Annotated in this window: 15 protein-coding genes; 9 read left to right on the forward strand and 6 right to left on the reverse strand. The window is 71.4% G+C overall.

All coding sequences use genetic code 11. The annotated features are described in order from the left end of the window. Positions 1–3: 3 nt before the first annotated feature. The 3 genes from AC1DZA_RS16290 to AC1DZA_RS16300 form a co-directional block, all read right to left on the reverse strand. Positions 4–363 carry an SPW repeat domain-containing protein gene (locus tag AC1DZA_RS16290; RefSeq protein ID WP_476762376.1) on the reverse strand — a complete coding sequence of 120 codons (360 nt, stop codon included), beginning with the start codon at positions 361–363 and terminating at the stop codon, positions 4–6. A gap of 142 nt (positions 364–505) precedes the next feature. Next, positions 506–736 (reverse strand): hypothetical protein, encoded by a 231-nt coding sequence (locus AC1DZA_RS16295; RefSeq protein ID WP_309974518.1) that lies wholly within the window; start codon positions 734–736, stop codon positions 506–508. 91 nt (positions 737–827) lie between these two features. Then, positions 828–1,097, reverse strand: a complete 270-nt coding sequence (locus tag AC1DZA_RS16300; RefSeq protein WP_476773530.1) for an acylphosphatase — start codon at positions 1,095–1,097, stop codon at positions 828–830. Positions 1,098–1,172: 75 nt separating this feature from the next. Between AC1DZA_RS16300 and AC1DZA_RS16305 the strand changes: the two genes are divergently transcribed. Then, positions 1,173–1,487 (forward strand): hypothetical protein, encoded by a 315-nt coding sequence (locus tag AC1DZA_RS16305; protein ID WP_476773531.1) that lies wholly within the window; start codon positions 1,173–1,175, stop codon positions 1,485–1,487. 57 nt (positions 1,488–1,544) lie between these two features. After that, positions 1,545–1,901: an iron chaperone gene (locus AC1DZA_RS16310; RefSeq protein WP_476762379.1), complete on the forward strand. Its 357-nt coding sequence runs from the start codon at positions 1,545–1,547 to the stop codon at positions 1,899–1,901. A gap of 101 nt (positions 1,902–2,002) precedes the next feature. Here the strand turns inward: AC1DZA_RS16310 and AC1DZA_RS16315 are convergent, their stop codons facing one another. Then, complete coding sequence (locus tag AC1DZA_RS16315; RefSeq protein WP_476773532.1) at positions 2,003–3,367, reverse strand: NAD-dependent succinate-semialdehyde dehydrogenase; 1,365 nt, start codon at positions 3,365–3,367, stop codon at positions 2,003–2,005. Positions 3,368–3,567: 200 nt separating this feature from the next. Between AC1DZA_RS16315 and AC1DZA_RS16320 the strand changes: the two genes are divergently transcribed. The 3 genes from AC1DZA_RS16320 to AC1DZA_RS16330 all read left to right on the forward strand — a co-directional run bounded on the left by AC1DZA_RS16320 (position 3,568) and on the right by AC1DZA_RS16330 (position 6,298). Then, on the forward strand, positions 3,568–4,728 hold the full coding sequence (locus tag AC1DZA_RS16320) for a CaiB/BaiF CoA transferase family protein (RefSeq protein WP_476773533.1): 1,161 nt from the start codon (positions 3,568–3,570) through the stop codon (positions 4,726–4,728). Beyond that, positions 4,725–5,924 carry an acyl-CoA dehydrogenase family protein gene (locus AC1DZA_RS16325; protein ID WP_476773534.1) on the forward strand — a complete coding sequence of 400 codons (1,200 nt, stop codon included), beginning with the start codon at positions 4,725–4,727 and terminating at the stop codon, positions 5,922–5,924. The genes AC1DZA_RS16320 and AC1DZA_RS16325 overlap by 4 nt, the downstream gene beginning before the upstream one ends. 113 nt (positions 5,925–6,037) lie before the next feature. Further along, a complete protein-coding gene (locus AC1DZA_RS16330; protein ID WP_476773535.1) occupies positions 6,038–6,298 on the forward strand; it encodes a hypothetical protein in 261 nt (86 codons plus the stop codon). Between the two features lie 68 nt (positions 6,299–6,366). Here AC1DZA_RS16330 and AC1DZA_RS16335 read toward each other — a convergent pair whose 3' ends face one another. Beyond that, complete coding sequence (locus AC1DZA_RS16335) at positions 6,367–6,696, reverse strand: hypothetical protein (protein ID WP_309974485.1); 330 nt, start codon at positions 6,694–6,696, stop codon at positions 6,367–6,369. A gap of 320 nt (positions 6,697–7,016) precedes the next feature. Here AC1DZA_RS16335 and AC1DZA_RS16340 point away from each other — a divergent pair, with 320 nt between their 5' ends. Genes AC1DZA_RS16340 through AC1DZA_RS16355 form a run of 4 tightly spaced genes read left to right on the forward strand, consistent with a single transcriptional unit; the run spans position 7,017 to position 10,180 of the window. Continuing rightward, on the forward strand, positions 7,017–7,826 hold the full coding sequence (locus AC1DZA_RS16340; protein WP_309974483.1) for an amino acid ABC transporter substrate-binding protein: 810 nt from the start codon (positions 7,017–7,019) through the stop codon (positions 7,824–7,826). 49 nt (positions 7,827–7,875) lie between these two features. Further along, positions 7,876–8,541: an amino acid ABC transporter permease gene (locus AC1DZA_RS16345; protein WP_476773536.1), complete on the forward strand. Its 666-nt coding sequence runs from the start codon at positions 7,876–7,878 to the stop codon at positions 8,539–8,541. Further along, positions 8,528–9,382, forward strand: coding sequence for an amino acid ABC transporter ATP-binding protein (locus AC1DZA_RS16350; RefSeq protein ID WP_476773537.1), 855 nt, complete (start codon positions 8,528–8,530; stop codon positions 9,380–9,382). Before AC1DZA_RS16345 ends, AC1DZA_RS16350 begins: the two co-directional genes overlap by 14 nt. 48 nt (positions 9,383–9,430) lie before the next feature. Next, entirely contained in the window at positions 9,431–10,180 is a 750-nt protein-coding gene (locus AC1DZA_RS16355) for a Pr6Pr family membrane protein (RefSeq protein ID WP_476773538.1), read from the forward strand. On the opposite strand, the gene AC1DZA_RS16360 is transcribed toward AC1DZA_RS16355, so the two are convergent. Then, positions 10,077–11,206, reverse strand: a 1,130-nt coding sequence (locus AC1DZA_RS16360; RefSeq protein WP_476773539.1) for a flavin monoamine oxidase family protein, incomplete at its 5' end; no start/stop codon positions are given. The genes AC1DZA_RS16355 and AC1DZA_RS16360 overlap by 104 nt on opposite strands.

Consider the following 11,206-nt stretch of genomic DNA (forward strand, 5'->3'; position numbering starts at 1 on the left):
GGGTCAATGGGGGATCGCGTCGTGGTGCGCCTGCATGCTCGGCCTGATGGCGAGTGCTGCGGCCACCACGGCGACAGCTCCACAGATCCACGACAACCACGCGGCGCCGAACGTCGTCGCGTCGGCGTAGCCGCCGATCCACGGTGAGATGATCAGCAGAAGGCCCAGAGCGCCCTGCACGTACTCCATTGCGACGAGGCCCGGGTAGGCGAGGTTCACGACGCCCGAGATGATGAGCAGCACGCCGAGCGTGACCATCATCGCGACCGAAGCGCCCATGGCCGGCACGAACATCGTCGACAGCGCGGCGACGAGACCGGCGGCGATGGCCACCCAGTCTTCCCATCGCGTCCATTTCTTCATGGCAACCAACCTCCTCGGAGACGGTGGCTCCCGATCCGGGGGTCATCTCAACGGTAGAACTGATTGACCGCCCGGTCAAGATCGTTGGACACGAAGGGCCCGCCGGTGCGTCCGGCGGGCCCTTCGTCGTTCGCGCTCGCGGTCAGTCGGGCTCGTCGCCGAGGTCGATCTCCTCGCCGGCCAGGTCGTTCTCGGCGTAGATCGGCTCCTGCTCGTGCGGCGAACCGCCGGTGGGTCCGTCGTTGCCGTCGCCGGCACCCGGCCAGACCGTCTCGCCCGCGACGGCGTCGTTCACGACGGTCTCCTGCGCGAGCTCCCGCTCCTCGATGCCGAGGTCGTCGTCGAGGCCGAATCCCTCGTTGCGGTCGGTCATGATGCTCCTCCCTCGCCGCGTGCCCGCGGCATCCGTCGCTTCAAGTCAACGCGTCGACGCGTGCCGAGTGAAGGCATTGACAGGGTGCGCCTCAGCCGATGACCCGGAACCCGGGCTCGCCGAGCGGCTCGGCGTCGGCGACATCGATCCGCTCGACTCGCGCGCCGCGCGGTCCGGTCGCGAGCCAGTCGAGCATGGCCTGCACGGATGCCTCGTCACCCTCGACCTCGGCTTCGACGGACCCGTCGGGCCGGTTGCGGATCCAGCCCGCGACACCGCGGCGTTCCGCCTCGAGCCGCGCCGAGTACCGGAACCCGACGCCCTGCACGCTCCCGTGCACCACGACGCGCCGACGCAACATCCGCCCAGCGTACGCCGGGTGTTCCCGCGTCTGGAATGATCAGTGCAGCGGGATCCAGCGAAAGGGGCTTGCGTGATGCAGGGCACCACACTCGAACGTGTCGTCGCGGCGCTGGAGGGCACCGGCTTCGAGCACGGGGTGATCGCCGCGGCGCCCTATCGCCGGCTCGCCACCGTCTGCGCGGCGATCGACGCCGAGATCGACGGCGCCCCGCGCGAGTTCACCGAGCAGGAGCGCCAGGAGCAGGCACGTCTCATCGCGAGCGCACAGGCCTGGGCCGCGCACGTGGCCGACGGCGGCGTGCTCACGTCGAGCGACGGCACGACGCTGGCCGGGCTCCTCCGCAATCTCGCCGACGTGGTCAGCGCGATCGGCGCGCGCTCCAACTGAACCCGCGCAGCCCGCACCTCGCCATGCGGTCGCATGCCCGGGCGTAGCATGGCCGCCATGGGGGAGCTGAGCGACTACATCGCAGGACTCGAGGCGCCCGACCGCGACCTCATCGAGCGCATCCGGGCGCGGGCCATGTCGCTGGTGCCCGAAGCCGCCGAGGGCGTCAGCTACGGCATGCCCGCCCTGCGATACCGCGACTCGCCGCTCGTGAGCGTGATGTCGGCCAAGGGCCACATCGGGCTCTACCCCTTCAGCCCGGCGGTCGTGACGGCGGTCTCGGGCGAGCTCGACGGGTACTCGTGGTCGAAGGGCACGATCCGGTTCACGCCCGAGCACCCGCTGCCCGACTCGCTCGTCGACCGGGTCATCCTGCTGCGACGCGACGAGATCGACGCCGCGAAGAAGCGCTGAGCGCCGAGCGCAGCGCCGGCGCCAGCACCCGAGCAGAGCGCCAGAACGACGGATGCCCCGCGGTCGGCCGGCCACGGGGCATCCGCTGCATTCGCCCGGGGTCAGCCGATGCGGATCAGCTTCTTGTTGACGAACTCGTCGGCGCCGAGGCGGCCCATCTCGCGGCCGGTGCCCGAGCGCTTGACGCCGCCGAACGGCAGCTCGGCGCCGTCGGCGAGCACGACATTGACGAAGACCATGCCGGCCTCGATGCCGTCGGCGACGCGCAGCGCCTGCTCCTGGTCGGTCGTGTAGACGTAGGAGCCCAGGCCGAACGGGATGTCGTTCGCGATGCGCACGGCCTCGTCCTCGTCCTTCGCGCGATACACCTGCGCGACCGGGCCGAAGAACTCCTCCTTCGACGCGGGGTTGTCGGACGTGACATCCGTCAGCACCGTCGTCTGGAAGAAGGCGCCGTCTCGGGTGCCGCCGTGCACGAGCGTCGCCCCGTGCTCGACCGCGCGCTGCACCTGCTCGTCGAGGCCCTCGGCGGCCTTCAGCGACGAGAGCGGGCCGAGCGCGGTCTCGGACGAGGTCGGGTCGCCGGTCTCGACCTCGGCGAGCTTGGCCGTGAACTTCTCGAGGAACGGCTCGTAGAGCTCGTCGGCCACGATGAAGCGCTTGGCGGCGTTGCACGACTGGCCGTTGTTGTCGAGACGGGCGTCGACCGCGTTCTGCACGGTCGCGTCGAGGTCGTCGGTCGACAGCAGGATGAAGGGGTCGGAGCCGCCGAGCTCGAGCACGACCTTCTTCAGGTGCCGGCCCGCGATCTCGGCGACCGCGGCACCCGCGCGCTCGGAGCCGGTGAGCGAGACGCCCTGCACGCGGGGATCGGCGATGACCTGCTCGATCTGGTCGTGGGAGGCGTAGACGTTCACATAGGCGCCGGCCGGGAAGCCCGCGTCGCGGAAGATCTGCTCGATCGCCGCGGCGGACTCGGGGCACTGCTCGGCGTGCTTCAGCACGATCGTGTTGCCGATGATGAGGTTGGGGCCGGCGAAGCGGGCCACCTGGTAGTAGGGGAAGTTCCACGGCATGATGCCGAGCAGCACGCCCAGCGACGAGCGGCGGATGATCGCCGAGCCCTCGCCGGCCAGCAGCTGCACGGGCTCGTCCTTCAGGAACTCGCCGGAGTGGTCGGCGTAGTACTCGTAGATCGCACCTGCGAAGTCGACCTCGGCGAGGGCCTGCTCGATGGGCTTGCCCATCTCGCGCACGGCGATCTCGCCGAGCTCCTGGCGGCGTTCGACGTGCAGCTCGCCGACCCGGCGCACGAGGGCGGCACGGTCGGCGACCGACGTGGACTTCGACCACGTTCGGTGCGCCTCGTCGGCAGCGGCGATGGCGGACTCGAGCTCGGCATCGGTGATCGTCGGGAAGGACCTGACCGTCTCACCGGTTGCCGGATTGACCACGGCGTAACTCATGGGACTCCTCTGTCGATGGTGCACGGGGACACGCCAACCGGTCGGCGACGACGGTGCACACCTGCGACAAGCCTATGTCGCGCTGCACCGGGTGGGAATCGACGCGATGGCGGATCCGCGGCATCCGCTGGACGGCGTGTACAGCCCCCGCGCATCCGCCGCTGGGTATCGTGGCCGGTGGTCGAGCCGAGGAGGGCGACATGGCACACGGCGTGCTCGGCGGCGTTCGCGTCGCCGACTTCTCCCGCGTCCTCGCCGGCCCGTACGCCACCATGACGCTCGCCGACTTCGGAGCCGACGTCGTCAAGGTCGAGCCGCCGGCGGGCGACGAGACCCGGCACTGGCATCCGCCCGTCGACGCCCAGGGGCGTTCGACCTACTTCGGCAGCGTGAACCGCAACAAGCGATCGGTGGTGCTCGACCTGACGGATGCCGTGGGCCTCGCCGAGGCGCGCCGGCTCGCCACGACCGCCGACGTCGTGGTGGAGAACTTCCGCCCCGGCGTGATGGACCGGTTCGGCCTCGGCTACGACGACGTCCGCGCCACGAATCCCCGAGTCGTGTACTGCTCGATCACGGGGTTCGGCACGGGCGACGGCGCCGCGCTCGCCGGCTACGACCTGCTCGTGCAGGCGCTCGGCGGACTCATGAGCCTCACCGGAGAGCCCGACGGCGAGCCCGCGAAGGTCGGCGTCGCCGTCGTCGACGTGCTCACCGGGCAGAACGCGGTCGCCGGCATCCTGCTCGCCCTCCGCGAGCGCGATCGCACCGGGCTCGGCCAGCACGTCGAGGTGAACCTCCTCCAGAGCCTGCTCGCCGGACTCGTGAACCAGGCCGGGTCGACGCTCGCGACCGGACTGCCGCCCCAGCGGCTCGGCAACCGCCACCCGAGCATCGCCCCCTACGCCGTGTTCCCCGCCGCCGACCGCGACCTCGTGATCGCCGTCGGCAACGATCGGCAGTTCCGCGCCCTCGCGTGGCTGCTCGGCACCCCCGCCCTCGCCGACGACCCCCGGTACGCCGAGAACTCCGCCCGCGTGGCGCACCGCGACCACCTGCACGCCGAGCTCGAGGCCGTGCTCGCCACGGCTCCGGCCACCGAGTGGGTGGAGCGCTGCCGCAGCGCCGGCGTGCCCGCCGGGCTCGTGAACGACGTCGCCGAGGCCTTCACGTTCGCGGAATCGCTCGGGCTCGAGGCCGTCGCGTCCATCGGCGAACCGGATGCCGCGCACCGCTCGGTCGCGAATCCCATCGGCCTCGCCGCATCCGCTCCTCGATACCTCACCCCACCGCCCGCACTCGGGGCCCATGACGGCGCCGACTGGCTCGACGCCCACGACCGAACGAAGGACCCCGCATGACCCCGACCGCCCCGCGCATCGACGCCGTGTTCGACCTCGACGCGCTGCTCACCGACGACGAGCTGGCCTGGCGCGACCGTGCCCGCGCGTTCGCCCAGGAGCGCATCCTGCCCGTGATCGAGGCGGACTTCGAGGCCAAGCACTTCCGGCAGGAGCTCGTGCGCGAGCTCGGCGAGCTCGGCTTCCTCGGGATGCACCTCACGGGCTACGGATGCGCCGGGGCGGGCGCCGTGGCCTACGGCCTCGTGTGCCTCGAGCTCGAGGCCGCCGACAGCGGCTGGCGCACGTTCGTGTCGGTGCAGGGCTCGCTGGCGATGAGCGCCATCCACAAGTACGGCTCCGAGGCGCAGAAGGAGCGCTGGCTGCCCGGCATGGCCGTGGGCGAGCTGGTGGGATGCTTCGCGCTGACCGAGCCGCAGGGCGGCAGCGATCCCGCCGCCATGACCACGGTCGCGCGGCGCGACGGCGACGGATGGGTGCTCGACGGCGCGAAGCGCTGGATCGGGCTCGCGTCGCTCGCCGACGTCGCGGTGGTGTGGGCGCGCGTCGAGGACCCGTCCGGCGAGTTCGGCGCGGGGGCGGGCGCCGTCCGCGGATTCCTCGTGCCGACGTCCACCGCGGGGTTCACCGCCACGCCCATCGACGGCAAGCTCTCGATGCGCGCCTCGGTGCAGTGCGACGTGGTGCTCGACGGGGTGCGGCTGCCGGCGGACGCCATGCTGCCCGGGGCATCCGGACTCTCGGGGCCGTTCGGATGCCTCAACGAGGCGCGCTATGGCATCGTCTGGGGCGCGATGGGCGCCGCACGGTCCTGCCTCGAGGCGGCACTCCAGCGGTCGGTGAGCCGTGAGGTGTTCGGCCGGCCGATCGGCGCGAACCAGCTGACCCAGGCGAAGCTCGCCGACATGTTCGTCGAGATCGAGAAGGGCATCCTGCTCGCCCTGCACCTCGGCCGGCTCAAGGAGCGCGGCGCGCTCTTGCCGGCGCAGATCAGCGTCGGCAAGCTGAACAGCGTGCGCGAGGCCCTCGAGATCGCCCACCAGGCCAGGTCGATCCTCGCGGGCGACGGCATCACCGATGCCTTCCCCGTGATGCGGCACGCCGCGAACCTCGAATCCGTGCGCACCTACGAGGGCACCGACGAGATCCACCAGCTCGTGCTGGGCCGGGCCCTGACCGGACTCGCCGCGTTCTAGGCGGGCATCGTCCGCCGCCGGATCCGGAACCGCCGGATTCGGAACCAGGCGGAAGACGGGGTAGAAATGACAGGCCCGGCGACGAAGCCGGGAAACGAACCAAGGAGAACCCGATGAAGGCAACGGAGCCTCGTCTCACCCGAGCCGTCGTGGAGTGGACCGGATGGGGCACCACCCCCGAGCCCGCCCGCGACGACGCCCGCGTCATCGCGCGATTCGGCCATGCGGCCGGACCGGCGCTCGCCAAGGCGGCCCGCCGGCTCGAGGCGGACTACTCCGCCGGCTCGGCGGAGTTCCGCTCGCGGCACCCCGAGCTCGGCATGGAGGCGGTCGACGCGCTGGCCTGGGCCTGCGCCGACGAGGCCCTCGGCTAGTCGCGCCACGACGACGAACGAGGCGGCCGCCCCCACCAGGGGACGGCCGCCTCGACGTGTGCCGGCGCTCAGTTGACGCCGGGGATGACCAGCCAGTGGTTCACGAGCACGAGCCAGATCGCGATCACGACGATCGCGGCGATCGTCACGCCGCGGCCGGTGCGCCCGCCCGCGAACAGGGCGACGACGAGCGCGATGAGCGTCGCGACGCCGAGGACGATCGGACCCCAGGGGATGCCCGGGATGAACAGCGACAGCAGGAACAGCGCTGCGACGATGACCTCGATGACGCCGACGATCGTCGAGCCACCGCGTGCACGGAGTCGCCAGATGCCGTCGACGAGGGCGAGCGCGCCACCGACGAGGGCGAGGATGAGGAGCCAGGACAGCGTGATCATGGAATTCCTTCGGTTGGTGTGGGGGGCACCGCGACGTGGGAGGGGACTCCCACGACGCCCGTCACTCTATCGACCGGCGGAGATGGGCGGCGAGGGTTGCGCACGACACCTCCCGGCGTGTATGCCATGCGCAGCATGTGCATTCTCCGGCGCGTCCCCGTGACATCCGTCCCGATTCCCGCCGGATCCGGAATGCAACGCGGCGTCATGCGGTTTCACCCGGGGGTCGCCGGCGTGCTGGACTCGTTCCGCCGGAGCGACCGAACGAAGCATCCGGCATCACGCCAACGTCACGAACGTCACGAACGGAGCACCACCGCATGTCACGCGCCCGCACCCTGCTCGGCCTCGTCGCCGCATCCGCCGCCGCCCTCGCCCTCGCCGCCTGCTCCTCGGGCGCCCCGGCCTCGAGCGACGCCGCATCCGACAACGAGTACGGACTGGTGAAGGCCGGCACGCTGACCGTCGCGACCGAGGGCACCTACCGCCCCTTCAGCTTCCACGAGGACGGCAACGGCGACCTGACCGGCTACGACGTCGAGGTCGCCGAGGCGGTCGCCGACAAGCTCGGGCTCGAGGTGCAGTTCGAGGAGACCCAGTGGGACGCGATCTTCGCGGGCCTCGACGCCGGCCGCTTCGACGCCATCGCGAACCAGGTGTCGATCAACCCCGAGCGCGAGGAGCAGTACCTCTTCAGCGAGCCCTACACCGTCTCGCCCGGCGTGATCGTGGTCAAGGAGGGCGACACCTCCATCTCGAGCTTCGACGACCTCGCCGGCAAGACCACCGCGCAGTCGCTGACGAGCAACTGGTACGAGCTCGCCCAGGAGTCGGGCGCGAACGTCGAGGCCGTCGAGGGCTGGGCGCAGGCCGTCGCCCTGCTCGAGCAGGGTCGCGTCGACGCCACCATCAACGACAAGCTCACCTACCTCGACTACGTGAAGACCAACGGGAAGTCGGGCATCGAGGTGGCCGCCGAGACCGACGACCCCTCGCTCAGCGCCATCGCGCTCACCAAGGACAAGACCGCACTGCAGGCCGCGATCGACGACGCGCTCGCGCAGCTCCGCGAGGAGGGCGTGCTCGCCGAGCTCGGCGAGAAGTACTTCGGGGCCGACGTCTCCCAGTAGGGGGCAGGTGGAGTAGGCTCGCGCCCGTCGTCTCGAAGGGGGTGTCGCCGTGGCATCCGGCTGGCAGCTGTTCCTGGAATCGTTCTGGCCGATCGTGTGGGGCGGGCTGAGCGGCACCATCCCGCTCGCGCTCGCCTCGTTCGTGATCGGACTCGTCATCGCGCTCGCGGTGGCGCTCGCCCGGCTCTCGAAGAACCGCGTGCTCTCGGCCATCGGCCGGTTCTACGTGTCGGTGATCCGCGGCACGCCGCTGCTCGTGCAGCTGTTCGTGATCTTCTACGGGCTTCCGGCCGTGGGCATCGTCATCGATCCGTGGCCGAGCGCCATCGCCGCGTTCTCGCTCAACGTGGGCGGGTACGCCGCCGAGATCATCCGGGCGGCGATCCTCTCGGTGCCCAAGGGGCAGTGGGAGGCCGGCTACACGATCGGCATGTCGAACGCGACCACGCTGCGCCGCATCATCCTGCCGCAGGCCGCGCGGGTCTCGGTGCCCCCGCTGTCGAACACGTTCATCTCGCTCGTGAAGGACACGTCGCTCGCGTCGTTGATCCTCGTGACCGAGCTGTTCCGCGTCTCCCAGGAGATCGCCGCGTTCACGCAGGACTTCATGCTGCTCTACCTCGAGGCGGCGCTCATCTACTGGCTGTTCTGCCTCGCCCTCTCCAGCGGCCAGAACGCCCTCGAGAGGAGGCTCGACCGCTATGTCGCCCGGTGACGACCCGCTGCAGCAGGGTCCGGATGCCGCGGGCGAGCCGCTCGCGCCGAACGATCCGCTCGCTCCGAAGGCCGCGCCCGACGACTCGCCGCTGCTGACGGCACGCGGCATCCGCAAGTCGTTCGGCGACAACGAGGTGCTGCGCTCGATCGACCTCGATGTGCGACGCGGAGAGGTGGTCGTGCTCATCGGCCCCAGCGGGTCGGGAAAGACCACCGTGCTGCGCTCGCTGAACGGGCTCGAGACGCCCGACGGCGGTACGATCGCGTTCACCGGCGGCCCCGAGCTCGACTTCGCGAAGCCGCTCCCGAAGGGCGCGCGGTTCGCCCTGCGCGACCGGTCGGCGATGGTGTTCCAGCAGCACAACCTGTTCCCGCACATGACGGTGCTGCAGAACGTGGTCGAGGGTCCAATCCGGGTGCAGCGCGTGCCGAAGGCGCAGGCGATCGCCGAGGCATCCGCCCTGCTCGACCGCGTCGGCCTCGCCGAGAAGCGCGACGCGTACCCGTTCGAGTTGTCGGGCGGCCAGCAGCAGCGGGTCGGCATCGTGCGGGCGCTCGCCCTGAAGCCCGACCTCCTGCTCTTCGACGAGCCCACCAGCGCCCTCGACCCCGAGCTGGTCGGCGAGGTGCTGTCGGTCATCAAGGAGCTCGCCGACGAGGGCTGGACCATGGTGGTGGTGACGCACGAGCTCGGCTTCGCGCGGCAGGCCGCCGACGAGGTGCTGTTCATGGACGGCGGCGTGGTGGTCGAGCGCGGTGCCCCCGGCGACATCTTCACGAAGCCGACCGAGGAGCGCACGCGCCGGTTCCTCGACCGGATCCTGCGGCCGATGGACTAGCCCGCCCGCCCGCACGGGCCGCCCGGCGGCGGGGCGTAGCGTTGACGCATGGCAGCCCGCACCCACGGAGTCCTCGCTCCGGGCATGCGGGCGCGTCGTTCCCTCGGGGTGTTCCGGGTGCTCGTGGCGGTGCTCGAGGTCGTCGCGATCATCGGCAACTTCCAGTACGTGCTGGGCTTCCGCTTCTTCGCCACCGCGAACTTCTTCAGCTACTTCACGATCCAGTCGGCCATGATCGCGGTCGTCACGCTGGGCATCGCCGCGTGGTACGCGCTCAGGGCGCCGAGCGACCCGCCCTGGCTCGGCATCCTCCGCACGATGGTCACCGTGTACCTGCTCGTCTCGGGCATCGTGTTCGGGCTCATCGTGAGCCAGGCGTCGACCCGCGACTACCGCATCGACGTTCCGTGGTCGGACACGCTGCTGCACTTCGTGGTGCCCGCGCTCGCCGTGATCGCCTGGACGGCCGACAGCATCATGGCGGTGAACCCGCCGGTGCCCTGGTCGACCGTGGGCTGGGTGCTGGTGTATCCGACGCTGTGGCTGCCCTACACGCTCGTGCGCGGCGCCGACGTGGGCTGGTACCCCTACTTCTTCCTCGACGAGGCGCAGGTGGGCGGTGCGCTCGGCGTCGCCGCCTACTGCCTGCTCGTGGTCGCGATCTTCGTCGCCGTGACGGCGGGGCTCGTGGCCGTCAACCGGGCGCTGTGGCGTAGGGCGCGAGGTCGTCGAGCACGGCCGTCAGGAACGCCTGATCGTCGAGCGGCTCCAGTCGAAGCGCCTGCGTCGATGCGATGACGCCGACGAGGATCGCCTCGCCCGAGGCGTCGACGAGGTCGAGCCAGTAGGCCACGCTCGAGTGCTCGCCCACCACGGTCAGCACGCCGGGGTGGGCGTCGACCGCCGACGGCACCTGCCCCTCCGCCGAGCCCGTGCGCCAGAACGCCTCGTCGAAGCGCAGCCACACCACGTCGACGACGCCCGTCTGCAGCGTCGAGATGGCGTGCTGGTGGGCATAGGGCAGGGCGGGGGAGAACCGCAGGGCGTCGGACTTCAGCACCCCGAGGGGCACCGTCACGATGGCGCGGTCGGCGGTGAGCGACTCACCCGAGTCGAGGCGTAGGCTGACGCGGCGGTCGTCGTAGGCGATGCGGGTGACGACGCTCGAGACGGCGAGGTCGACCCTGTCGGCGAGCGCGTCGAGCAGGTCGGAGAGTCGGCCGGTCACCAGCCGCGGGCCGGACGGGAAGGGCGAGGCGGGCGCCGTCGGCGCGGCGATGCGGCTCGTCGGCGCCCCTGCGGCCGGCTCGACCCCGCTCGTGATCGTGTGCGAGAGCCAGTCGGCGGGGCTCACGCCGTCGTCGCCGGGCACGGCCGACATCGGCACGGTGCCCGAGCCGACGAGCGCGGCGGCGAGCGAGACGCCGCCGGGATCGGGCTGTGCCTCGGCCCAGGTGCGCGCCGCCTCGATCGCGTCGTCGCCGGTGGCGGGGATCGGCACGGCCTGGCCCGCGGCGGTGCGTGCCTGCACCACGGCGTCGAAGGGCACGACGTCGACGGATGCCGCGGCCAGCGCCTCGGTGAGCGGCTCGTCGTCGGGCAGCAGCACCGGCCCGAGCTCGACCGAGCGGTCGAACCCGTCGGCGTCGACCGACCACACCCGCCCGCCGACCCGCGTGCGCGCCTCGAGGACCACGACCTCGAAGCCCGCATCGACGAGCTCGGCTGCGGCGGCGAGCCCCGCCATGCCGGCGCCGACGACCGCCACGCGCTCGCCGGGCTCGGCCAGGCGGGCCACCTGCGCCGCCGCGGCGAGCCCCGAGT

It is taken from the genome of Agromyces sp. P2_B3, assembly GCF_056404815.1.